Genomic DNA, 22,160 nt, shown 5'->3' with positions numbered 1-22,160 from the left:
GCCCTGTCCGGCAGATCACACCCCGCTTTGGCGGGGTTTTTTGTGGCCCGACGCCAGCCCGTCGCCCCAGCCCAGATTATTTCCCGCCGCCGCAAACAGAATCAGCAGGCCTCCGACCAACTGCACCGGCGTCAGCGCATGGTGAAAGACCAGATAATCGACGACTATCGCCACAAGCGGATAGATAAAGGAGAGCGAACCGGTTATGGGCGTCGGCAGTTTCTGAATCGCACTGTAGAGCAGCTGGTACATAATACCGGTATGCACAATGCCCAGAATCAGCAGGTAGCGCCAGGGGAACCCGGCGGTGACATCGGGGGCGTGAACCAGCGGTAGCAGCATGATTGTCCCGACGATAACCTGAATAAAGGCAATATGCTGAGGCGGAAGCGGCCGCAGCTTGCGGGCGATCATCGCAGTTAAGGCGTAGAAAAAGGCGGCGCCAAGGGCCAGCGCAATACCCGTAGCCAGCTGGCTGCCATGAGCCTGCATCAGCTCGCTGGAGAGCAGGACGACCACGCCGAAAAAAGCCAATGTTAACCAGCCCCATTTCATCAGCGTCACCCGCTCGCCAGTCAGCATCCCCATCAGTACCAGCATAAACGGCTGAGTGTTATACACCACGGTAGCCATGCCAATCGAAATTCGGGCGTAAGCGGCAAACAGCAGCAGCCAGTTAATGACCAGCGCGATGCCGCCGAGGATCGCCAGCAGCAACGTTAGCCGCGTGAGCTGGCTGAACGGCTGGCGGCTGAAAGAGATAAACCCCAGTAAGGTCAGGGCGCCAATCAGGCAACGCCAGAAGACCACATCGATAACCGGCAAGCCGGAGAGTAAAACGAAGGCGCCGATCGAACCCGAAATGATCATCGCCAGACTCATTTGCCAGACGCCCGTTACTGTATGTGCCATTTTTCTACCTCCGTGATGATGCCAATATTGTCGTTAATCTGCTGACAGGTTGATATGCATGATCTAAGGTAAAAGGCGAGTATTGCTTTTATTTATCAGGTAAAACGAATGGAACACTTAATTGATAATATCGACCGCGCCATTCTGGCCTGTCTGGCGGAAGATGCGCGCATATCGCTCAAGGTGTTGAGCGCGCGGGTGGGGTTGACGTCACCCAGTACCGCAGAGCGGGTGAAGCGACTGGAGGAGCGCGGGGTGATTCAGGGATACGGCGCCCGGGTTAACCTTGCGGCGCTCGGTTATACCCTGCAGGCGCTGGTCCGCGTCAGACCGCTGCCGGGCTTGCTGCAGAAGGTCGATAAATATATCCAGGCAATGCCAGAATGCATCGAATGTGACAAGGTTACGGGCGAGGATTGTTTCGTGATGCGCCTGGTGGTGCGGGATATTGCGCAGCTTGATACCCTGCTGGATGGCCTGGCAGAACATGCCCAGTGTAATACTTCGATAGTAAAAAGCTCGCCGGTAACCCGCCGTCTGCCGCCGATGTAACGTCACCTGAATAGCAGTATCAATGTGTTAACCATTTTGCTTGATTCGGAGCTAACTGCCACATGGGCAGAATAGCGTGCAAACGCGATGAGGTTAGCTAAGAAGTTACGGGGAGTGATGGTGGTGGGGGAAGGATGACTCAGCGCGTTGCGCTTCGCCCTTCGGGTCGTTGCCTGCGGCAACGCTTTCTCGCTATCGCTCGAATCGAACCTTGATCGAAGTTTCTCATCCTTCCCTGCATGGGCAGAACAGAGTGCAAACGCGATGAGTTTAGCTAAGAAGTTACGGGAAGATGATGGTGGTGGGGGAAGGATTCGAACCTTCGAAGTCGATGACGGCAGATTTACAGTCTGCTCCCTTTGGCCGCTCGGGAACCCCACCAGGGGTAATTTCAGATGACAACATTCAGCGGAGTGAATGGTGGTGGGGGAAGGATTATTCGTCGCTTCGCGCCTCACCTTTCGGGCCGTTGCCTGCGGCAACGTTCTCTCGCTTGCGCTCGAGTCGAACCTTAATCGAAGGTTCTTACCCTTCCCGACAAGTGCAAACCTTGCTGAGATTTGCCGGGGTTACCACATTACTGTGGTGAATAATGGTGGTGGGGGAAGGATTCGAACCTTCGAAGTCGATGACGGCAGATTTACAGTCTGCTCCCTTTGGCCGCTCGGGAACCCCACCACGGGGTAATGCTTAATACTGGCCTGCTTCCTTCTGGGGAAGCGGGGCGCATCATATCAAATGATGCGCCCCTGTAAAGCTTTCCGTTGATAAAATTAAACTGGTTGCCTGAAATTTACGCGTAAAGGTGTAATGCTAACCAGTTCATTTCATTATCGATTAAAGAATAATCGTTCGGTTGCCGTAAACAAACACGCGCTGAGCCAGAACCTGATACAGCGCGCGGCTCAGCACATTCTTTTCAACATCGCGCCCCGCGCGCATCATATCTTCCGCCGTATAGGTGTGATCGACATGAATTACATCCTGCATAATGATCGGGCCTTCATCCAGGTTGTCGTTAACGTAGTGGGCGGTAGCGCCGATGATCTTCACGCCGCGCTCATAGGCCTGATGATAAGGACGGGCGCCAATAAAGGCTGGCAGGAAGGAGTGATGAATGTTGATAATCTGGTTCGGGAAGCGGGAAACGAATTCCGGCGTCAGAACGCGCATATACTTCGCCAGCACCACATAATCCGGCGCATAGGATTCAATGGCGTCGCCCATCAGCTTGTCGTGTTCTTCGCGCGTCAGTCCTTCGTGGCTGACCAGCTGGAACGGAATATCAAAACGTTCAACCAGCGAGCGCAGGGTTTCATGGTTGCCGATGACCGCCGCAATCTCAACATCCAGGCCGCCATAGTTGGCTTTCATCAGCAGATCGCCCAGACAGTGTGCCTCTTTGGTGACCAGGATCACCACGCGACGGCGGCCAGCGGGGGTTAGTTCGCGTATAGAGCCTTCCGGCAGCGCGCTATCAAGGTCGGCGAGCAGAATGGCGTCATTAAAAATACCTTCCAGTTCGGTACGCATAAAGAAGCGACCGGTACGGTGATCGACAAACTCGTTGTTCTGCACGATATTCAGCTCGTGCTTGTAACAAATATTCGTGATACGCGCGATGAGTCCTTTCTGGTCAGGGCAAATGGTGCGTAGTACTTTACGTTGTAATGAATGCATCGCGAGGAAAATCCTGTAGTGTTTGCTATTGCCGGCGCCAGCTTTACTGGCCGCAGCATTTTTTAAATTTTTTACCTGAACCGCAAGGGCAGGGGTCGTTACGACCAATCAGCGGTCGTGTGCCGTCGATATAATACCACCGTCCATTTTCTTTTAAGAATCTGGAACGTTCAATAATCGCGCCGGGGCGGTTATCGTCGTGGTATCGCGCGATGAAACTGACGAATCCCTCGTCGGGGTGACGGCCTTCATCGGTAGCAAATACGGTTAAGCCTTGCCACTGCGTTTTAGCGAACCCCTTTTCCAGATCGTCCCGGAAGTGCTGTGGCTGGCAGGAAGGGTGCCAGGTGGCGATCAGGTAATCGGCATCCTTCATGACAAACGCGCTATAGCGAGATCGCATCAGCTGTGAGGGATCCGGTGCGGGCAACGAGCCGGTCAGATATCGCTGACAACATAAGCTATACTCCAGAGCGCTGCCACAAGGGCATAATGGCGACAAAGCGGCCTCCATGGAAAAAGAATCACGGCGCATCGGCGCCAAAGTGTTTTATGTTAACTGAGCTGTGGCAATGATGCCATGCTCGGAGTGGAAGGAAGTATATCGGTCATAATGAGAAAGCTTAAAATTGGTCTGGCGTTAGGGGCGGGAGCTGCCCGCGGGTGGTCGCATATAGGGACGATTAAAGCGCTACAGCGCGCGGGCATTGAAATTGATATCGTCGCAGGATGTTCAATCGGTGCGCTGGTGGGGGCCGCCTTTGCCTGCAATCGGCTTCCGGTCCTTGAGAAATGGGTCTCCTCTTTTAGTAACTGGGACGTGCTGCGGTTGATGGATCTTTCCTGGCGTCGCGGTGGCCTGCTGCGCGGTGAGCGCGTATTCAATCAGTTCCGACAGGTATTGCCTGTCTCCGATATTGAGCGCTGCGACCGTCGCTTTGCTGCGGTGGCGACCAATTTAAGCACCGGCCGCGAACTGTGGTTTACCGAGGGCGATCTGCACCAGGCCGTGCGCGCCTCCTGCAGCATGCCGGGCCTGATGTCGCCGGTCATGCATAATGGCTACTGGCTGGTCGATGGCGCGGTAGTCAACCCCGTTCCGGTTTCCCTGGCGCGCGCGCTGGGGGCGGATATCGTGATTGCCGTCGACTTACAGCACGATGCGCATCTGATGCAGCAGGATTTGTGGTCCATTGAAAAACCTCAGCCTGAAGAAGACAAAGATTTTTCCTGGCATGCGAGGATTCGCGCGCGTCTGAGCGGAATGACCTCCCGTCGCGCGGCGACGCCAACGGCGATGGAGATTATGTCGACCTCTATTCAGGTGCTGGAAAATCGCCTGAAACGCAATCGGATGGCGGGCGATCCTCCCGATATTCTGCTGCAGCCTTTTTGCCCACAAATATCCACGCTTGATTTTCATCGTGCCGGTGAGGCGATTGCTGCCGGACATCAGGCGGTTGAAAAGAAGATGGATGAGCTACTACCCTTGGTGCGCACTGCGGTGTGACGCCATTTAACCAGGACTTAAGTAAATTCTGACAGGCGATAGTGTGAATTGCATGCCACTATTTAACTATCGTCAGCCAGAGGAGAGATCATGACGCAGCCATTGGCGGGAAAACTGATTCTGATAGTTGAAGACGAAGCCGTTTTCCGCTCACTCTTGCACTCCTGGCTAACCTCACTGGGCGCGACAACGGCACTGGCGGGGGATGGCGTGGAAGCGCTCCAGAAGATGGCCGAGTCCAAACCCGACCTGATGATTTGCGACATCTCTATGCCGCGAATGAATGGTCTTGAGCTGGTGGAGCAGCTACGCAACCGGGGCGAAACGCTGCCGATTCTGATGATTTCGGCAACGGAAAATATGGCCGATATTGCCAGGGCGTTGCGCCTTGGCGTCCAGGATGTGTTGCTAAAGCCGGTAAAAGATTTCAACCGCCTGCGGGAAACGGTGTATGCCTGTCTGTATCCCAATATGTTCAACTCGCGGGTTGAGGAAGAAGAACGGTTGTTTGAGGACTGGGACGCGCTGGTTAGCGACCCTACCGCAGCGTCAAGGCTGCTGCAGGAGCTTCAGCCTCCCGTACAGCAAGAAATTTCGAAGTGCCGTATTCATTATCGTCAGCTGGTGTCGGCGGATAAACCCGGTCTGGTGCTCGATATTGCGCCATTATCAGAAAATGATCTGGCCTTCTATTGTCTGGATGTCACACGAGCAGGAGATAATGGGGTGCTGGCGGCGCTGTTGCTGCGGGCTTTGTTTAATGGATTGCTTCAGGAGCAGCTGGCCCATCAGGGGCAGCGCCTGCCGGAAATGGGGAGCCTGTTGAAACAGGTTAACCAATTACTGCGTCAGGCCAATTTACCTGGGCAATTTCCATTGCTGGTAGGTTATTACCATAGCGGTCTGAAAAATTTGATATTGGTATCCGCAGGTCTGAATGGCACACTCAATACCGGAGAACATCAAATTCAGATTAGCAATGGCGTTCCGTTAGGGACATTGGGTAACGCTTATCTCAACCAAATTAGCCAGCGCTGCGCATCATGGCAGTGCCAAATTTGGGGGGCCGGAGGGCGTTTGCGACTGATGTTGTCTGCGGAATGAACAATTACCTGTTTTTTTAAGCTGGTAGGATTACCGGGTAATCTTTTGCGGTGGTACTATCATTGCGTTTTATAAGTAAAGTCCTAATTCGAGGGAACACAAACCTTTTCAGACCAGGTTTGCCTGAGTGGACTGATATACTCGACACGTTATTATTAACGAAAAGTTTAAAAAACGAACAGTCCAGGAGATTTCAATGGCTGCCCTTAATTCTAAAGTAAGAAAAGCTGTTATCCCGGTTGCGGGATTAGGTACCAGGATGCTACCCGCCACCAAGGCTATTCCGAAAGAAATGCTGCCACTGGTAGATAAGCCTTTAATTCAGTACGTTGTTAACGAATGCATCGCAGCCGGAATTACTGAAATTGTTCTGGTGACCCATTCGTCTAAAAACTCCATCGAAAACCATTTCGATACCAGTTTTGAACTGGAAGCGATGCTGGAAAAACGTGTTAAACGTCAGCTGCTGGAAGAAGTTCAGTCTATTTGTCCGCCGCATGTCACCATTATGCAGGTCCGTCAGGGTCTGGCTAAAGGTCTGGGCCACGCGGTACTGTGCGCGCACCCGGTGGTGGGTGATGAGCCGGTCGCGGTTATTCTGCCAGACGTTATTCTGGATGAATTCGAGTCGGATCTTTCCCGTGATAACCTGGCCGAAATGATCTCCCGTTTTGATGAAACAGGATCCAGCCAGATTATGGTTGAGCCTGTCGCTGATGTTACCGCCTACGGCGTTGTCGACTGTAAAGGTGAGTCCCTGCAGCCGGGCGAAAGCGTCCCGATGGTGGGTGTGGTTGAGAAGCCGAAAGCCGATGTGGCGCCGTCTAACCTTGCTGTCGTCGGTCGCTATGTGCTGAGCGCGGACATTTGGCCGCTGCTGGCAAAAACGCCTCCGGGAGCCGGGGATGAAATCCAGCTGACCGATGCGATCGACATGCTGATCGAGAAAGAGACGGTTGAGGCCTATCATATGAAAGGTAAGAGCCACGACTGCGGTAATAAACTGGGCTATATGCAGGCGTTTGTGGAATATGGCGTGCGCCATAAATCCCTCGGCGCAGATTTTAAAGCCTGGCTGGAAAAAGCAGTAGCTAAGTAATCGTTTTCAGCATAATGATAAACCGGGAGCGAATTTCGTTTCCCGGTTTTTTTATATCGCCGGACGGCAGATAAAAAAAATCCCGCCGAAGCGGGATTTTTCAAATACAGCTGATCGATTACAGCAGGAAATCGTCCAGGGTTTTACCCTGCTCGTCCATGGCTTTTTTGATCACTGCCGGGGTGCGGCCTTGACCTGTCCAGGTTTTGGTTTCGCCGTTTTCATCAACGTAGCTGTATTTAGCCGGGCGCGCAGCGCGTTTAGCTTTGGTACCCGCTTTGACTGCCGCCATGGTGCTCAGCAGTTCGTTCGGATCAATACCATCTGCAATCAGCATTTCACGGTATTGTTGCAGTTTACGAGTACGCTCTTCAATTTCTGCAGCTGCAGCGCTTTCTTCTTCGCGACGTTCGTTAACGACAACTTCTAATTTTTCCAGCATTTCTTCTAGCGTTTCAAGGGTGCATTCTCTTGCCTGCGCACGAAGAGTACGGATGTTGTTCAAAATTTTAAGTGCTTCGCTCATTGTAGTAATCTCAAACTTATATTGTGGGGTGGTTTGTTGGAGTAATAATAGAGCGATATAATCAGATGTGCAATAGGGGAGAATGTAAGGAATTCAAAATTACTTGTTATTTGTCGTGGTAATTAATTAATTTAAGTTAAATTCTACGTGCGACTTCACATCTTTTTTGCTTATAGCCTGACCTGAATCCTGCGCTAAAACCCTGAGATAGTATGCTTTTCTCTGTTGCCCGGGAGTAAAATTATACTTTGCAGGGATAAATATCCCTCTTGAGTATTAGCGTATTAGTAACGGCAATCTTTAATATAATCGGGTGAGCAAAAAACGTTATAGCGGGCTGGCGCTTGCTACGATTCGCACAAAAGGACAATCGTAGGGGGCCAACAAGGAGGGCTGTACAAATTGCCGGCACCCGCATTCAATTAAAAAAGCGTAATCTATCAGCAGGGAGGACGAGCATAGCGTATGCCGCTATACCCATGCTGAAAGGGGGGATAGCACGGGAAAATATGCTACAATTTTGCCGCGATAAAACACACTGATTGGGGTGATGCAGCCGATGGCTCAACTTTATTTCTACTATTCTGCAATGAATGCAGGTAAGTCGACCGCTTTGTTACAGTCGTCATACAATTATCAAGAGCGAGGCATGCGTGCCCTGGTTTATACCGCCGAGATTGATGACCGCTTTGGTTCAGGTAAGGTCAGTTCAAGAATTGGTCTCTCCTCGCCAGCCCGGCTGTTTAACCCTCAAACCTCGCTCTTTAGCGATATTGCGGCCGAACATGCGCAACAGCCTGTTCATTGTGTCCTGGTGGATGAGAGTCAGTTTCTGACCCGCGAGCAGGTACATGAATTGTCTGAAGTCGTCGATCGCCTGGATATTCCGGTGTTGTGCTACGGCCTGCGTACGGATTTCCGTGGCGAGTTGTTTATTGGTAGTCAGTATTTATTAGCATGGTCCGATAAGCTGGTTGAATTAAAAACGATCTGCTTCTGCGGACGTAAAGCGAGCATGGTACTGCGTCTCGATCAGGAAGGGCGGCCATATAATGAAGGTGAGCAGGTGGTGATTGGCGGGAATGAACGCTATGTTTCCGTTTGCCGTAAACATTATAAAGAAGCCTTAAGTGAAGGCTCGCTGACCCGGGTGCAGAGTAAACATCGCCCCTGCTAATCGTACAGATCATTCCCCTCCCAGGCGCCTGTATGGCGCCTGCTGCGTCTTCCTGCCGTGAACCGATACCCTGACCTTTATCCAGAACTGGTTACGCCTGAAATGCCTGCTGCTGCCGATGTTCCGTGATGGACTTCTCCTGGCCGGGTATCAACGGCATGAGGGCGTTGCTACCCTGATTGTGCTCCTGTGCCGCCGAAAACAAACCTCTACCAGCGGTATCGTGGATACCCAGGTCGCAAATGCGCATCAGGAAAAAGCGTTTGCTATCGCTCATCTCATCTTCTCTGGCGGAAGGGGATAAAAAAAAGCCCCATCCGGAGATGGGGCTTTTTACCAGCGTTATCAGAGTCGATTAAGCAGATTTCTTCGCTTTTTTATCGGCTTTTGGTGCGGCTGCGGTTTCTTTCTTCGCGGCAGTTTCACCTTCGCTGAACTCGTTACCGTAGAAGGTATCCAGCAGAATCTGTTTCAGCTCGGCGATCAGCGGGTAGCGCGGGTTTGCGCCGGTGCACTGGTCATCGAATGCATCTTCAGACAGCTTGTCAACGTGGGCCAGGAAGTCAGCTTCCTGTACACCAGCTTCACGGATAGACTTAGGAATACCCAGTTCAGCCTTCAGGCTTTCCAGCCATGCCAGCAGTTTTTCAATTTTCGCTGCGGTACGGTCGCCCGGTGCGCTCAGACCCAGGTGGTCAGCGATTTCAGCGTAGCGACGGCGTGCCTGCGGACGGTCGTACTGGCTGAATGCAGTCTGCTTGGTCGGGTTGTCATTCGCGTTGTAACGAATCACGTTACAAATCAGCAGGGCGTTAGCCAGGCCGTGCGGAATGTGGAACTGAGAACCCAGTTTGTGCGCCATGGAGTGACATACGCCGAGGAAGGCGTTAGCAAACGCGATACCGGCGATAGTCGCTGCACTGTGCACACGCTCACGTGCTACCGGGTTCTTAGAACCTTCGTGGTAGGACGCTGGCAGGTACTCTTTCAGCAGTTTCAGCGCCTGCAGAGCCTGGCCGTCGGAGAACTCAGATGCCAGTACGGAAACATAGGCTTCCAGGGCGTGAGTCACGGCGTCAAGACCACCGAAAGCACACAGGGACTTCGGCATATCCATCACGAGGTTAGCATCGACAATCGCCACATCCGGAGTCAGCGCGTAGTCAGCCAGCGGATATTTCTGACCGGTTGCATCGTCGGTAACAACTGCGAATGGCGTAACTTCAGAACCGGTACCGGAAGTGGTGGTGACGGCGATCATCTTCGCTTTCACGCCCATTTTCGGGAACTTGTAGATACGTTTACGGATGTCCATAAAGCGCAGCGCCAGGTCTTCGAAGTGGGTTTCCGGATGTTCGTACATGACCCACATGATTTTCGCGGCATCCATCGGGGAACCACCGCCCAGGGCGATGATAACGTCCGGCTTGAAGGAGTTAGCCAGATCCGCACCTTTACGTACTACGCTCAGGGTCGGGTCAGCTTCAACTTCGAAGAAGACTTCAGTCTCAACGCCGGATGCTTTCAGCACGGAGGTGATCTGGTCTGCATAACCGTTGTTGAACAGGAAGCGGTCAGTCACAATCAGCGCGCGTTTGTGACCATCAGTAATCACTTCATCCAGTGCGATTGGCAGTGAGCCACGACGGAAGTAGATAGATTTCGGAAGTTTGTGCCACAACATGTTTTCAGCTCGCTTAGCAACGGTTTTCTTGTTGATCAGGTGTTTCGGACCAACGTTTTCAGAGATGGAGTTACCACCCCAGGAACCACAACCCAGAGTCAGGGAAGGCGCGAGTTTAAAGTTGTACAGGTCACCGATACCACCCTGAGAAGCCGGGGTGTTAATCAGAATACGTGCGGTTTTCATCATCTGGCCGAAGTAGGCAACGCGAGCCGGCTGGTTGTCCTGGTCGGTGTACAGGCAAGAGGTATGACCGATACCGCCCATTGCCACCAGTTTTTCAGCTTTATCAACAGCATCTTCGAAGTTCTTCGCGCGGTACATGGCCAGCGTCGGAGACAGTTTTTCGTGAGCAAACGGCTCGCTCTCATCAACGTCGGTCACTTCACCAATCAGAATCTTGGTGGTAGCCGGAACGGTGAAGCCTGCCAGTTCAGCAATTTTGTATGCCGGCTGACCTACGATTGCCGCGTTCAGCGCGCCATTTTTCAGGATGATGTCCTGAACGGCTTTCAGCTCTTTGCCCTGCAGCAGGTAGCCGCCGTGGCTGGCGAAACGTTCGCGAACGGCGTCATAGACGGAGTCAACAACGACCACTGACTGCTCAGACGCACAGATAACGCCGTTATCAAAGGTTTTAGACATCAGTACGGAAGCGACCGCACGCTTAACGTCTGCAGTTTCATCAATAACGACCGGAGTGTTACCTGCACCTACGCCGATAGCTGGTTTACCGGAGCTATAAGCTGCTTTAACCATGCCTGGACCACCGGTCGCGAGGATCAGGTTAATGTCAGGGTGATGCATCAGCGCGTTAGACAGCTCAACGGAAGGCTGGTCGATCCAACCGATCAGATCTTTCGGCGCGCCTGCCGCGATAGCAGCCTGCAGAACGATATCTGCCGCTTTGTTGGTGGCATCTTTCGCACGCGGATGTGGAGAGAAGATGATCGCGTTACGCGTCTTCAGGCTGATCAGTGATTTGAAGATTGCTGTGGAAGTCGGGTTAGTCGTCGGAACGATACCGCAGATAATGCCGATCGGTTCGGCGATAGTGATAGTCCCGAAAGTGTCGTCTTCAGAGAGAACACCGCAGGTCTTTTCATCTTTATAGGCGTTATAGATATATTCGGAAGCGAAGTGGTTTTTGATAACCTTGTCTTCGACAATGCCCATGCCAGATTCGGCTACGGCCATTTTTGCGAGAGGGATTCGAGCATCTGCGGCGGCCAAAGCGGCGGCACGGAAGATCTTATCAACTTGTTCTTGAGTGAAACTGGCATATTCACGCTGGGCTTTTTTTACGCGCTCTACGAGTGCGTTAAGTTCAGCGACATTAGTAACAGCCATAATGCTCTCCTGATAATGTTAAACTTTTTTAGTAAATCAGTAGCTCGATTCGACAGTATAGACAGGCTGTTAACAGCTTGCATCTAAATGTTAAGGTGCCGTTTCTGGCGCCGCTGGCTTCATTGATTTACTAAAGAAGCTTGATCTTTTTAATTCTCAGGTACCGCTATGCTGCACTCTTTTGGTGTGAACAAGGTTACTCACTTCTGAGTACAATTTACGTGATTTAGATCAAGTTTACGTGAAGCTGACACCTTTCAGCAGTCTGTTTTTTGACCAGTCAAATCAAGTGTAATAATTGGTATGCAAACTAAGTGAATAAGTAACCGAGGGAAACAAATAGATAACATGCCATTTTGTCGCCGCTGTACGTATATTTGAGATGAATTATGCTGCTAAAAAGCGTATCTTCTGCGCGAATATTTTATGTGGCTAACTGTCAACAGCCATTTTTAATGATGCTGCGGAGCGCACTGTGACTCTACCGTTGTTTGATTTTTCAACTTACTTCAAGTTTTTCATCGGGTTATTTGCGCTGGTTAACCCGGTAGGCATCATCCCGGTTTTCATTAGTATGACCAGTTATCAGACGGCCGTGATCCGCAATAAGACCAACCTGACGGCGAATCTTTCGGTTGCCATTATTCTGCTGACGTCGCTTTTTCTCGGTGACTCGATTTTGCAAATTTTCGGCATCTCTATTGACTCATTCCGTATTGCCGGCGGGATCCTGGTCGTGACGATTGCGATGTCGATGATCAGCGGCAAACTCGGCGAGGATAAGCAAAACAAGCAGGAAAAATCAGAAACCGCAATTCGTGAAAGTATTGGCGTCGTGCCGTTGGCGCTGCCGTTGATGGCAGGGCCGGGCGCAATCAGCTCGACTATCGTCTGGGGAACGCGCTACCACACGGTAACCTACCTGTTGGGTTTTTCCCTTGCCATTGCCCTGTTTGCCTTATGCTGCTGGGGGATTTTTCGCATGGCGCCGTGGCTGGTGCGCCTGTTAGGGCAGACGGGTATCAACGTCATCACGCGTATTATGGGGCTATTGCTGATGGCGCTGGGGATTGAGTTTATCGTCACCGGAATAAAAGCGCTGTTTCCTGGCCTGGTCAGTTAAACGAGCCCGCGCGATGCGGAGCCCGGTGCTCCGCGTTTGCTTCATTATTAGCAAAACATATCAATTAAGCGGATAACACGCGATAAGATAGCTTTCCGTAATGTCTTTAAATATTGTTATTTATCAGCTAATTATGTAACTTCCCGAACGTTTCCTCTCTTTTTATCACCCCCTTGCCACTGTTATTTTCTTCACATCATTCTCTGGTGCTTGCCGTCGCATAATTGAAATGATATTAGTAATTTCATAACCGGGGCAGATGAATGTGCTAAATAATAACCGATTGTTAAATTTTCGTACAAAAATGCATCTCAGCGTGGTGCCGCGGCATCCATAACGGGCTGTTGACAGTATCTGTATGAAAACTAAATTCTTTAATGATTTTCTCGTCGCAAGACAGGGCAAGATAGCGGCGTAGAGAAAACCATAAAAGAGAATCCGGTAACATATTTGCAAATTGCATTGGCGGATGAGATGGCCTTTTGGTACTTTCCGCCGTGATCGCTCACTGAACAATATACGTAAATGAGAATTATTATTAAATAACTCGTTGCGGCTGAAACCGCCCCGCCACAGGGGATAAAAGAATCGACGCCAAGGTCGCCGTTTGAGCGGCCGTAATAAATAAGTCGGTGATAGCAAGTAGTAAAGTCTGACAGCAGCATAAACTCCTGCACTGTACAGAATCCCGTTAGGGGAAAAAAACAGGCTGGTTAAATAGCCAGTAATTATAATGAATGGAGTAACAACACAATGACCATCATCACCAAAAAAAGTCTGGTAGCCGCGGGGATTTTGTCTGCGCTAATTACCGCGAATGTTGCTATGGCAGCGGATGTACCTGCAGGGGTGCAGCTGGCGGATAAACAATCGCTGGTACGTAATAACGGCGCGGAAGTGCAATCCCTGGACCCGCATAAAATTGAAGGCGTTCCGGAATCCAACATTAACCGCGATTTGTTTGAAGGGTTAGTGATTGGCGATATTCAAGGCCATCCGATCCCTGGGGCCGCAGAATCCTGGGATAATAAAGATTTTAAAGTCTGGACCTTCCATCTGCGCAAAGATGCGAAATGGTCGGACGGCACGCCGGTTACCGCGCAAGATTTCGTCTATAGCTGGCAGCGTCTGGCGGATCCGAAAACCGCTTCACCTTACGCAAGCTATCTGCAATATGGCCACTTGCTGAATGTTGATGACATTATCGCGGGCAAAAAGCCGATCACCGATCTGGGCGTAAAAGCGATTGATGATAAAACCTTCGAAGTCACGCTGAGCGAACCGGTTCCTTATTTTTATAAACTCCTCGTTCACCCATCCGTTTCTCCGGTGCCGAAAGCCGCCATCGAAAAATACGGCGAGAAATGGACCCAGCCTGCCAATATCGTGACTAACGGCGCTTATAAGCTGAAAGACTGGGTCGTTAACGAACGTATTGTGCTTGAGCGCAATCCGCAATACTGGGATAACGCGAAAACCGTCATTAATCAGGTTACCTACCTGCCGATCTCTTCCGAAGTTACCGACGTTAACCGCTACCGCAGCGGCGAAATCGACATGACCTATAACAACATGCCGATTGAACTGTTCCAGAAACTGAAAAAAGAGATCCCGCAAGAAGTGCATGTCGATCCGTATCTCTGCACCTATTACTACGAAATTAATAACCAGAAAGCACCGTTTACCGATGTCCGCGTCCGTACCGCGCTGAAAATGGCGCTGGATCGCGATATTATCGTTAATAAAGTGAAGAATCAGGGCGACCTGCCGGCCTACAGCTATACCCCGCCGTATACCGATGGCATGAAAGTTGTCAAACCAGAATGGTTTACCTGGTCTCAGGACAAGCGTAACGAAGAAGCGAAAAAACTGCTGGCGGAAGCCGGATATACCGCTGATAAACCCCTGACCTTTAATTTACTGTATAACACTTCCGATCTGCATAAAAAACTGGCTATTGCCGTGGCGTCCATCTGGAAGAAAAACCTGGGGGCTAACGTCAAGCTGGAAAATCAGGAATGGAAAACCTTCCTCGATAACCGTCATCAGGGGACCTTCGACGTGGCGCGTGCCGGCTGGTGTGCGGATTACAACGAACCAACCTCATTCCTGAATACGATGCTGAGCGACAGCTCAAATAACACCTCTCATTATAAGAGCCCGGCTTTCGATAAAATCATCGCCGAAACATTACAAACTAATGATGACGCGAAGCGTGCCGACCTGTATGCGCAAGCAGAACAGCAGCTCGATAAAGATTCTGTGATCGTGCCGGTCTTCTATTACGTCAACGCCCGTCTGGTTAAACCGTGGGTGGGCGGCTATACCGGTAAAGACCCGTTAGATAATATCTACGTTAAAAACCTTTATATTATCAAACATTAATGGCAATACGTGGGGCAGGCGACGCTTGCCCCACCGTGTCTGAATTCATCGCACTCGATAGGCACAGGCCAGAAGGTACGGGCAATGTTAAAATTTATTTTTCGTCGCTGTCTGGAAGCGATTCCGACGCTATTTATTCTTATTACGATCTCTTTCTTCATGATGCGTCTGGCGCCGGGAAGTCCATTTACCGGTGAACGCACGCTGCCGCCGGAAGTGATGGCGAATATTGAAGCTAAATACCATTTAAACGACCCCATCATGACCCAGTACTTCAATTATCTGAAGCAGCTGGCGCACGGTGATTTCGGTCCCTCTTTTAAATATAAAGACTATTCGGTAAACGATCTGGTGGCGTCGAGCTTCCCGGTTTCCGCTAAATTAGGGCTTGCCGCCTTCCTGTTGGCGGTCGTTCTCGGCGTGACGGCAGGGGTTATTGCGGCCCTGAAGCAGAATACAAAATGGGATTATGCGGTCATGGGGGTGGCAATGACCGGCGTGGTGATACCCAGTTTCGTGGTTGCGCCGCTGCTGGTGATGATATTCGCCATCACGCTGCACTGGTTGCCCGGCGGCGGCTGGAACGGCGGGGCGCTGAAATTTATGATTCTGCCGATGGTGGCCTTATCGTTAGCCTATATCGCCAGTATCGCGCGTATTACCCGCGGTTCAATGATTGAGGTCCTGCATTCCAACTTTATCCGCACCGCGCGCGCGAAAGGGCTGCCGATGCGGCGCATTATTTTGCGTCATGCGCTGAAACCCGCTCTGCTGCCGGTTCTTTCTTATATGGGGCCAGCATTTGTGGGGATCATCACCGGCTCAATGGTCATCGAAACGATCTACGGTCTTCCGGGGATTGGTCAGCTGTTTGTGAATGGCGCGCTTAACCGCGACTATTCGCTGGTGCTGAGCCTGACCATTCTGGTCGGCGCGCTGACTATTCTGTTTAACGCGATTGTTGACGTGCTGTATGCCGTTATCGATCCGAAGATTCGCTATTGAGGCTGGAGTTCGCCATGATGTTAAGTAAGAAAAGCAACGAGGCGTTGGAAAACTTCAGTGAAAAGCTGGAAGTCGAAGGACGTAGTTTATGGCAGGACGCCCGCCGTCGTTTTATGCATAACCGTGCCGCCGTTGCCAGCCTGATTGTGCTGGTGATTATCGCACTGTTCGTGACTATTGCACCGATGGTATCGCAGTTCTCCTACTTCGATACCGACTGGGGCATGATGTCCAGTGCGCCGGATACGACATCCGGCCACTACTTTGGTACCGACTCTTCCGGCCGCGACCTGCTGGTTCGCGTCGCTATCGGCGGGCGTATCTCGCTGATGGTCGGGGTGGCTGCGGCGCTGGTGGCGGTGGTTCTTGGTACGCTCTACGGTTCACTTTCCGGCTACCTGGGCGGCAAAGTCGATTCCGTGATGATGCGTCTGCTGGAGATCCTCAACTCCTTTCCGTTCATGTTCTTCGTTATCCTGCTCGTCACCTTCTTTGGCCAGAACATCCTGCTGATTTTCGTTGCCATCGGCATGGTCTCCTGGCTGGATATGGCGCGTATTGTTCGCGGCCAGACGCTGAGCCTGAAGCGCAAAGAGTTTATCGAAGCGGCGCAGGTCGGCGGTGTTTCAACATTCAGTATTGTGGTTCGGCATATCGTGCCTAACGTACTGGGCGTGGTGGTGGTGTACGCCTCTCTGCTGGTTCCGAGCATGATCCTGTTTGAATCCTTCTTAAGCTTCCTTGGTCTGGGTACTCAGGAACCGCTGAGCAGCTGGGGTGCGCTGCTCAGCGATGGCGCGAACTCTATGGAAGTGTCGCCGTGGCTGCTGCTGTTTCCAGCGGGGTTCCTGGTGGTTACGCTGTTCTGTTTTAACTTTATCGGCGATGGCCTGCGTGATGCCCTCGACCCGAAAGATCGCTAAGGAGCGCCGTCATGAGCACAATTGAAACGGCAAAAGCGCCGCAGGCACAGCAACAATCCGGCCTGCTGCTGGATGTCAAAGATCTCCGCGTCACGTTCAAAACGCCTGATGGCGATGTCACGGCGGTGAATGACCTCAATTTTAACCTGCGGGCCGGGGAAACGCTGGGCATCGTCGGCGAATCGGGTTCCGGTAAGTCGCAGACCGCGTTTGCTTCAATGGGCCTGTTGGCCTCCAATGGTCAGATTGGCGGGTCGGCTCTGTTTAACGGCCGTCAGATTCTCAATCTGCCGGAGCGCGAGCTGAATAAGCTTCGCGCCGAACAAATTTCCATGATATTCCAGGACCCGATGACCTCCCTGAACCCGTATATGCGGGTGGGTGAGCAGCTGATGGAAGTCCTGATGTTGCATAAAGGTCTGGGAAAAGCCGAAGCCTTTGAAGAGTCGGTGAAGATGCTGGATGCGGTTAAGATGCCGGAAGCGCGTAAGCGCATGAAAATGTATCCGCACGAATTCTCCGGCGGGATGCGTCAGCGCGTGATGATTGCGATGGCGCTGCTGTGCCGGCCTAAACTGCTGATTGCCGATGAGCCGACAACTGCTCTGGATGTTACGGTTCAGGCGCAAATCATGACCCTGTTGAATGAGCTTAAGCGCGAGTTCAATACGGCGATCATTATGATTACTCACGATCTTGGAGTCGTCGCCGGGATCTGCGATAAAGTGCTGGTGATGTATGCCGGGCGGACCATGGAATACGGCATGGCGCGAGATGTCTTTTATCATCCTTCCCATCCGTACTCTATCGGCTTGCTGAACGCGGTTCCGCGTCTGGACGCCGAGGGCGAGTCGCTGTTGACCATCCCGGGCAACCCGCCAAACCTGCTGCGTCTGCCGAAAGGCTGCCCGTTCCAGCCGCGTTGTCCGCATGCGATGGAGATTTGTCATAGTGCTCCACCTCTGGAGGAGTTTGCACCGGGCCGCCTGCGCGCCTGCTTTCAACCGGTAGGGGATCTGCTATGAACGCCGTTACGGAACAAAGAAAAGTCCTGCTCGAAATTGCCGATCTGAAAGTCCACTTTGATATTAAGGATGGCAAACAGTGGTTCTGGCAGCCGTCCAAAACGCTGAAAGCGGTGGATGGCGTCACGCTGCGTCTCTACGAGGGCGAAACGCTGGGCGTGGTCGGGGAATCCGGCTGCGGCAAGTCGACCTTTGCCCGGGCAATTATTGGTCTGGTGAAGGCGACCGACGGCAAAGTCGCCTGGCTTGGCAAAGATCTGTTAGGCATGAAGCAGGAACAGTGGCGCGATGTTCGCAGCGATATCCAGATGATCTTCCAGGATCCGCTGGCTTCGCTCAACCCGCGTATGACTATCGGCGAAATTATTGCCGAGCCGCTGCGCACCTATCATCCCAAAATGTCGCGTCAGGAAGTCCGTGACCGGGTGAAAGCGATGATGATGAAAGTGGGTCTGTTGCCGAACCTGATTAACCGCTATCCGCACGAGTTTTCCGGCGGCCAGTGCCAGCGTATCGGTATCGCCCGTGCGCTGATTCTCGAGCCGAAGCTGATTATCTGCGATGAGCCGGTTTCGGCGCTGGACGTTTCGATTCAGGCGCAGGTCGTTAACCTGCTGCAGCAGCTGCAGCGCGAAATGGGGCTGTCGCTGATCTTTATCGCTCACGATCTGGCGGTGGTGAAGCATATTTCCGATCGCGTTCTTGTGATGTATCTGGGCCATGCGGTGGAGCTGGGGACTTATGATGAGGTGTACCACAATCCGCTGCACCCCTATACCAAAGCGCTGATGTCCGCGGTGCCGATTCCGGACCCGGATCTGGAAAAGAACAAAACCATCCAGCTGCTGGAGGGGGAGCTGCCGTCGCCGATTAACCCGCCGTCGGGGTGTGTTTTCCGTACGCGTTGTCCCATCGCCGGGCCAGAATGTGCGAAAACGCGGCCGGTGCTGGAGGGGAGTTTCCGACATGCGGTTTCCTGCCTGAAGGTAGACCCGTTATAATCTCTGGGGCTGACGTAGGTCAGCCCTTTTTTTTGCGAGGTTAAACGTGGCTGTTCATTTTCACGCCGCTCGCCAGCGGTTGTATCATTTACTCTTCGATCAAACCCGTCGTTCCGGACGACGATTTGAAGGCCTGTGCGGTATTTTTGCGCTTTTGAGCGTGCTGGTGATTTTTATTGAGTCCGGTCTGGGTACGCAATATCACCTGACGTTTGATGAATGGCACATTTTTGTCTGGCTGGAGCTGTTTGTCACCGCTGTTTTTACCCTCGAATATTTCCTGCGTATTATCAGCTGGCCGAAACCCTTCAGCTATATTTTCAGCTTTTGGGGGGTGATAGATTTAGCCACCATCCTGCCGCTCTATGTGATGTGGATGTGGCCGGAAATGAGCCTCAATTATGTCTTTGCGTGGCGGGCGATGCGGGCGATTCGCTGCTTGCGTATTCTTAAACTGCTGCGCTTTATGCCGTCATTGAATATTTTCTGGGCGGCAATCGTTAGCGCCCGCCATCAGCTGATCCTCTTTTATTCCTTTATTGCCATCGTGATGGTTATCTTTGGTTCGCTGATGTATCTGATTGAAGGGCCGCAGTATGGGTTTACCACCTTAAATGCGTCGGTCTACTGGGCGATTGTGACCATTACGACGGTAGGGTATGGCGATATTACTCCGCATACGCCGATCGGCAGAATTCTGGCCTCGGTTCTGATCTTAATCGGCTATTCCATTATCGCCATCCCGACCGGGCTTATCACCACGCATATGACCAGCGCATTACAACATCGCCGCGCGCGCGTGTGTCCAAACTGTCAGCACGCCGCGCATGATAAAAATGCGCGTTTTTGCAACGCCTGCGGGAGTGAACTGCCGGAATAGTCGGGGAAGAAAAATAAAACGGCAGGCGGTGTGGTGACCGTCTGCCGTTTTTTGTGCTTTAGTATGGGAGAGGCTTATTCACGCCACAGAATATGGCACAGCTTATGGTCTTTTTCACGGCACAGCAGAATACGCGCAAAGATATCGTTAATTTCGCCGCCATCGGTATCGGCAAGACCAATCACGACTTCGGCGAAAAAGTCCGGGTTGAGGTCATAATCGACATGCTCTTCCCAGTCCGGCGCGGGGTCAAACAGCTCGGCGCCGCCGCGTTCTTCAAACTGCAGGTTAAACAGAATGACATCCGCCGGATCGAGGTTGTCGACAGCCAGCTCCAGGAAGATGTCATAAGCTTGTTCAAGCGTTTCGTCTTCGGTCAGGCGATTGTTTAAATCCATATCCATGATTGCTACCCGTTAAACATCTGATTGGCACGTTTTACAGCAACGGACTGAAGAAGTAAAACAGTCGCTCGGTGATCCGCTGCCAGAGCGGTCGTTTTAACCACAGCCGCGCGTCCAGCAGGCGCGAACGGGAAATATAATCGTCCTGAACGGCCGCCAGATCGCCGCCGAATCCGACGTCGTCAATGACCAGCGTGATTTCGAAATTAAGCCACAGGCTGCGCATATCGAGATTCACGGTACCGACCAGGCTGAGCTCGCCGTCGACCAGTACGCTTTTGGTATGCAGCAGGCCGCCTTCAAACTGATAAATTTTAACCCCGGCCGCCAGCAGCTCGGTAAAGAAGGCCCGACTGGCCCAGCCAACCAGCAGCGAATCATTCTTACGTGGCAGGATAATGCTGACGTCGACCCCGCGTTGCGCCGCGGTGCAGATAGCATGCAGCAGATCGTCGCTGGGCACGAAGTAAGGGGTGGTCATGATCAGATGTTCTTTGGCGGAATAGGCGGCGGTGAGGAGCGCCTGATGAATCAGGTCTTCCGGGAAACCGGGGCCAGAAGCAATGGTATGAATCGTGTGTCCGCTGGCTTCTTCAAAGGGCATAATATTGAGATCCGGCGGCGGCGGTAAAATACGTTTGCCGGTTTCAATTTCCCAGTCGCAGGAGTAGACGATGCCCATCGCCGTGGCGACCGGGCCTTCCATCCGCGCCATCAGATCAATCCACTGCCCGACGCCGGAATCCTGTTTAAAGAAGCGCGGGTCGACCATGTTCATACTGCCGGTATAGGCAATATAGTTATCAATCATCACCATTTTGCGGTGCTGGCGCAGATCCATACGGCGCAGAAAAACACGCATCAGGTTGACCTTCAGCGCTTCGACCACCTCGATACCAGCGTTACGCATCATGGCTGCCCACGGGCTGCGGAAAAAGGCGACGCTGCCGGCGGAATCAAGCATCAGGCGGCAGTGAACGCCGCGCCGCGCCGCCGCCATCAACGATTCCGCGACCTTATCGGCCATGCCGCCAGGTTGCCAGATGTAAAACACCATCTCAATATTGTGCCGCGCCAGCTGGATATCGCGCATCAGCGCCTGCATCACGTCATCAGATTCGGTCAACAGCTGTAGCTGATTGCCCTTAACGCCGGCGATCCCCTGACGGCGTTCGCAGAGCTTAAACAGCGACTCGGCGACCGGGCTGTTATCCTCGGCAAAAATATGTTTGCAGGCTTTGAGATCGTTAAGCCATTTGGCGGTGGAGGGCCACATCGCCCGGGCCCGTTCCGCACGACGTTTACCCAGGTGCAGCTCGCCAAATGAGAGATAGGCAATAATACCAACCAGCGGAAGAATATAGATAATCAGCAACCACGCCATTGCTGAAGGTACGGCGCGCCGTTTCATCAGAATGCGTAATGTTACACCGGCGATGAGTAACCAGTAACCGAGGATGACCAGCCAGTTCACCACCGTGTAAAAGGTTGTCATAGATGAAAAATCCTTTTGAATAACTCTATGTCATGAGTTTACGCATCAACATCCATCTGGCAAATAAAAACGCAGCGAAAGCGTTGGTCAGCCAGATTCATGGGTTTATAATGTGGTCTGTTTTTCACTTGTAGAGTAGTAGCAATGAAGCGTAGTAGAACGGAAGTAGGGCGCTGGCGCATGCTAAGACAGGTGAGTCGCCGCAAGTCCCGCTGGCTGGAAGCCCAATCGCGCCGCAACATGCGCATCCTCTCCATCAGGAAGGAACTGGTGAAACGACAACGTGGTTCCCTGCTGTTTGTCTTCACTGAGTACTGATATAAAA

At 52.2% G+C, this 22,160-nt stretch carries 21 protein-coding genes, 2 tRNA genes and 2 other RNA genes; 13 read left to right on the top strand and 12 right to left on the bottom strand.

The window, feature by feature from the left end; genetic code table 11:
• Window positions 1–15: 15 nt before the first annotated feature.
• Entirely contained in the window at window positions 16–912 is an 897-nt protein-coding gene (locus MC50_RS24255; RefSeq protein ID WP_032687116.1) for a DMT family transporter, read from the bottom strand.
• A 108-nt stretch (window positions 913–1,020) separates the two neighbouring features.
• Here MC50_RS24255 and MC50_RS24250 point away from each other — a divergent pair, with 108 nt between their 5' ends.
• Complete coding sequence (locus MC50_RS24250; RefSeq protein ID WP_004863438.1) at window positions 1,021–1,464, top strand: Lrp/AsnC family transcriptional regulator; 444 nt, start codon at window positions 1,021–1,023, stop codon at window positions 1,462–1,464.
• Between the two features lie 118 nt (window positions 1,465–1,582).
• On the opposite strand, the gene MC50_RS24245 is transcribed toward MC50_RS24250, so the two are convergent.
• The 6 genes from MC50_RS24245 to MC50_RS24220 all read right to left on the bottom strand — a co-directional run bounded on the left by MC50_RS24245 (window position 1,583) and on the right by MC50_RS24220 (window position 3,646).
• Window positions 1,583–1,714: non-coding RNA, RtT sRNA (locus tag MC50_RS24245), on the bottom strand.
• A gap of 46 nt (window positions 1,715–1,760) precedes the next feature.
• Window positions 1,761–1,845: transfer RNA gene (locus MC50_RS24240), tRNA-Tyr, on the bottom strand.
• 37 nt (window positions 1,846–1,882) lie between these two features.
• Window positions 1,883–2,014, bottom strand: a non-coding RNA gene (locus tag MC50_RS24235) — RtT sRNA.
• A 43-nt stretch (window positions 2,015–2,057) separates the two neighbouring features.
• Window positions 2,058–2,142: transfer RNA gene (locus tag MC50_RS24230), tRNA-Tyr, on the bottom strand.
• 159 nt (window positions 2,143–2,301) lie between these two features.
• On the bottom strand, window positions 2,302–3,144 hold the full coding sequence (purU, locus tag MC50_RS24225; RefSeq protein ID WP_004863432.1) for a formyltetrahydrofolate deformylase: 843 nt from the start codon (window positions 3,142–3,144) through the stop codon (window positions 2,302–2,304).
• A 43-nt stretch (window positions 3,145–3,187) separates the two neighbouring features.
• Window positions 3,188–3,646, bottom strand: coding sequence for a YchJ family protein (locus MC50_RS24220; protein WP_032687117.1), 459 nt, complete (start codon window positions 3,644–3,646; stop codon window positions 3,188–3,190).
• A 111-nt stretch (window positions 3,647–3,757) separates the two neighbouring features.
• Here MC50_RS24220 and rssA point away from each other — a divergent pair, with 111 nt between their 5' ends.
• The 3 genes from rssA (at window position 3,758) to galU (ending at window position 6,857) form a co-directional block, all read left to right on the top strand.
• Window positions 3,758–4,654 carry a patatin-like phospholipase RssA gene (rssA, locus tag MC50_RS24215; RefSeq protein ID WP_032687118.1) on the top strand — a complete coding sequence of 299 codons (897 nt, stop codon included), beginning with the start codon at window positions 3,758–3,760 and terminating at the stop codon, window positions 4,652–4,654.
• Between the two features lie 90 nt (window positions 4,655–4,744).
• Window positions 4,745–5,758, top strand: a complete 1,014-nt coding sequence (rssB, locus tag MC50_RS24210) for a two-component system response regulator RssB (RefSeq protein ID WP_032687119.1) — start codon at window positions 4,745–4,747, stop codon at window positions 5,756–5,758.
• A gap of 196 nt (window positions 5,759–5,954) precedes the next feature.
• Window positions 5,955–6,857 (top strand): UTP--glucose-1-phosphate uridylyltransferase GalU, encoded by a 903-nt coding sequence (gene galU / locus MC50_RS24205; protein WP_032687120.1) that lies wholly within the window; start codon window positions 5,955–5,957, stop codon window positions 6,855–6,857.
• A 118-nt stretch (window positions 6,858–6,975) separates the two neighbouring features.
• Here galU and hns read toward each other — a convergent pair whose 3' ends face one another.
• A complete protein-coding gene (hns, locus tag MC50_RS24200) occupies window positions 6,976–7,383 on the bottom strand; it encodes a histone-like nucleoid-structuring protein H-NS (RefSeq protein WP_004863421.1) in 408 nt (135 codons plus the stop codon).
• A 559-nt stretch (window positions 7,384–7,942) separates the two neighbouring features.
• Between hns and tdk the strand changes: the two genes are divergently transcribed.
• Complete coding sequence (tdk, locus tag MC50_RS24195; protein WP_015584099.1) at window positions 7,943–8,560, top strand: thymidine kinase; 618 nt, start codon at window positions 7,943–7,945, stop codon at window positions 8,558–8,560.
• Between the two features lie 91 nt (window positions 8,561–8,651).
• Here tdk and MC50_RS24190 read toward each other — a convergent pair whose 3' ends face one another.
• Together MC50_RS24190 and adhE are read right to left on the bottom strand one after the other, a co-directional pair.
• The gene (locus MC50_RS24190) at window positions 8,652–8,837 is read right to left on the bottom strand and encodes a hypothetical protein (RefSeq protein WP_047665127.1); all 186 of its coding nucleotides are present in this window, start codon (window positions 8,835–8,837) and stop codon (window positions 8,652–8,654) included.
• Window positions 8,838–8,915: 78 nt separating this feature from the next.
• Window positions 8,916–11,594 carry a bifunctional acetaldehyde-CoA/alcohol dehydrogenase gene (gene adhE, locus MC50_RS24185; RefSeq protein WP_004863415.1) on the bottom strand — a complete coding sequence of 893 codons (2,679 nt, stop codon included), beginning with the start codon at window positions 11,592–11,594 and terminating at the stop codon, window positions 8,916–8,918.
• A 475-nt stretch (window positions 11,595–12,069) separates the two neighbouring features.
• On the opposite strand from adhE, the gene MC50_RS24175 reads away from it, so the two are divergent.
• The 7 genes from MC50_RS24175 to MC50_RS24145 all read left to right on the top strand — a co-directional run bounded on the left by MC50_RS24175 (window position 12,070) and on the right by MC50_RS24145 (window position 19,936).
• Window positions 12,070–12,717: a YchE family NAAT transporter gene (locus tag MC50_RS24175; protein ID WP_004863410.1), complete on the top strand. Its 648-nt coding sequence runs from the start codon at window positions 12,070–12,072 to the stop codon at window positions 12,715–12,717.
• Between the two features lie 753 nt (window positions 12,718–13,470).
• On the top strand, window positions 13,471–15,102 hold the full coding sequence (oppA, locus tag MC50_RS24170) for an oligopeptide ABC transporter substrate-binding protein OppA (protein ID WP_032697388.1): 1,632 nt from the start codon (window positions 13,471–13,473) through the stop codon (window positions 15,100–15,102).
• Window positions 15,103–15,186: 84 nt separating this feature from the next.
• A complete protein-coding gene (gene oppB / locus MC50_RS24165) occupies window positions 15,187–16,107 on the top strand; it encodes an oligopeptide ABC transporter permease OppB (RefSeq protein ID WP_004863406.1) in 921 nt (306 codons plus the stop codon).
• Between the two features lie 14 nt (window positions 16,108–16,121).
• The gene (oppC, locus tag MC50_RS24160) at window positions 16,122–17,030 is read left to right on the top strand and encodes an oligopeptide ABC transporter permease OppC (RefSeq protein WP_032687122.1); all 909 of its coding nucleotides are present in this window, start codon (window positions 16,122–16,124) and stop codon (window positions 17,028–17,030) included.
• 11 nt (window positions 17,031–17,041) lie between these two features.
• Window positions 17,042–18,055, top strand: a complete 1,014-nt coding sequence (gene oppD / locus MC50_RS24155; protein WP_047665116.1) for an ABC transporter ATP-binding protein — start codon at window positions 17,042–17,044, stop codon at window positions 18,053–18,055.
• Complete coding sequence (gene oppF / locus MC50_RS24150; RefSeq protein ID WP_032697387.1) at window positions 18,052–19,056, top strand: murein tripeptide/oligopeptide ABC transporter ATP-binding protein OppF; 1,005 nt, start codon at window positions 18,052–18,054, stop codon at window positions 19,054–19,056. Before oppD ends, oppF begins: the two co-directional genes overlap by 4 nt.
• A gap of 46 nt (window positions 19,057–19,102) precedes the next feature.
• Window positions 19,103–19,936 carry an ion transporter gene (locus MC50_RS24145; protein WP_032697386.1) on the top strand — a complete coding sequence of 278 codons (834 nt, stop codon included), beginning with the start codon at window positions 19,103–19,105 and terminating at the stop codon, window positions 19,934–19,936.
• A gap of 74 nt (window positions 19,937–20,010) precedes the next feature.
• Here the strand turns inward: MC50_RS24145 and MC50_RS24140 are convergent, their stop codons facing one another.
• Both MC50_RS24140 and cls read right to left on the bottom strand, forming a co-directional pair.
• Window positions 20,011–20,340, bottom strand: a complete 330-nt coding sequence (locus MC50_RS24140) for an HI1450 family dsDNA-mimic protein (RefSeq protein ID WP_004863389.1) — start codon at window positions 20,338–20,340, stop codon at window positions 20,011–20,013.
• A gap of 34 nt (window positions 20,341–20,374) precedes the next feature.
• Window positions 20,375–21,835, bottom strand: coding sequence for a cardiolipin synthase (cls, locus tag MC50_RS24135; protein ID WP_004863387.1), 1,461 nt, complete (start codon window positions 21,833–21,835; stop codon window positions 20,375–20,377).
• 144 nt (window positions 21,836–21,979) lie between these two features.
• Between cls and MC50_RS28600 the strand changes: the two genes are divergently transcribed.
• Window positions 21,980–22,153 carry a YciY family protein gene (locus MC50_RS28600; RefSeq protein ID WP_004863385.1) on the top strand — a complete coding sequence of 58 codons (174 nt, stop codon included), beginning with the start codon at window positions 21,980–21,982 and terminating at the stop codon, window positions 22,151–22,153.
• Window positions 22,154–22,160: the final 7 nt, after the last annotated feature.

The sequence above is a fragment of the Klebsiella planticola genome, from assembly GCF_000783935.2.
Classification (GTDB): Bacteria; Pseudomonadota; Gammaproteobacteria; order Enterobacterales; family Enterobacteriaceae; genus Klebsiella; species Klebsiella planticola.
Note: the sequence above shows the minus strand (reverse complement) of the source record. Positions and strands in the feature narration are given on the sequence as shown.

Excerpts from the sequence above, each read along its gene's own strand:
- adhE (WP_004863415.1), bottom strand. The coding sequence starts at position 11,594 with ATGGCTGTTACTAATGTCGCTGAACTTAACGCACTCGTAGAGCGCGTA.
- oppB (WP_004863406.1), top strand. The coding sequence starts at position 15,187 with ATGTTAAAATTTATTTTTCGTCGCTGTCTGGAAGCGATTCCGACGCTA.
- rssA (WP_032687118.1), top strand. The coding sequence starts at position 3,758 with ATGAGAAAGCTTAAAATTGGTCTGGCGTTAGGGGCGGGAGCTGCCCGC.
- MC50_RS24190 (WP_047665127.1), bottom strand. The coding sequence starts at position 8,837 with ATGAGCGATAGCAAACGCTTTTTCCTGATGCGCATTTGCGACCTGGGT.
- MC50_RS24140 (WP_004863389.1), bottom strand. The coding sequence starts at position 20,340 with ATGGATATGGATTTAAACAATCGCCTGACCGAAGACGAAACGCTTGAA.
- cls (WP_004863387.1), bottom strand. The coding sequence starts at position 21,835 with ATGACAACCTTTTACACGGTGGTGAACTGGCTGGTCATCCTCGGTTAC.
- hns (WP_004863421.1), bottom strand. The coding sequence starts at position 7,383 with ATGAGCGAAGCACTTAAAATTTTGAACAACATCCGTACTCTTCGTGCG.
- oppD (WP_047665116.1), top strand. The coding sequence starts at position 17,042 with ATGAGCACAATTGAAACGGCAAAAGCGCCGCAGGCACAGCAACAATCC.
- tdk (WP_015584099.1), top strand. The coding sequence starts at position 7,943 with ATGGCTCAACTTTATTTCTACTATTCTGCAATGAATGCAGGTAAGTCG.
- oppA (WP_032697388.1), top strand. The coding sequence starts at position 13,471 with ATGACCATCATCACCAAAAAAAGTCTGGTAGCCGCGGGGATTTTGTCT.
- purU (WP_004863432.1), bottom strand. The coding sequence starts at position 3,144 with ATGCATTCATTACAACGTAAAGTACTACGCACCATTTGCCCTGACCAG.
- MC50_RS24255 (WP_032687116.1), bottom strand. The coding sequence starts at position 912 with ATGGCACATACAGTAACGGGCGTCTGGCAAATGAGTCTGGCGATGATC.
- oppC (WP_032687122.1), top strand. The coding sequence starts at position 16,122 with ATGATGTTAAGTAAGAAAAGCAACGAGGCGTTGGAAAACTTCAGTGAA.
- galU (WP_032687120.1), top strand. The coding sequence starts at position 5,955 with ATGGCTGCCCTTAATTCTAAAGTAAGAAAAGCTGTTATCCCGGTTGCG.
- rssB (WP_032687119.1), top strand. The coding sequence starts at position 4,745 with ATGACGCAGCCATTGGCGGGAAAACTGATTCTGATAGTTGAAGACGAA.
- MC50_RS28600 (WP_004863385.1), top strand. The coding sequence starts at position 21,980 with ATGAAGCGTAGTAGAACGGAAGTAGGGCGCTGGCGCATGCTAAGACAG.
- MC50_RS24250 (WP_004863438.1), top strand. The coding sequence starts at position 1,021 with ATGGAACACTTAATTGATAATATCGACCGCGCCATTCTGGCCTGTCTG.
- oppF (WP_032697387.1), top strand. The coding sequence starts at position 18,052 with ATGAACGCCGTTACGGAACAAAGAAAAGTCCTGCTCGAAATTGCCGAT.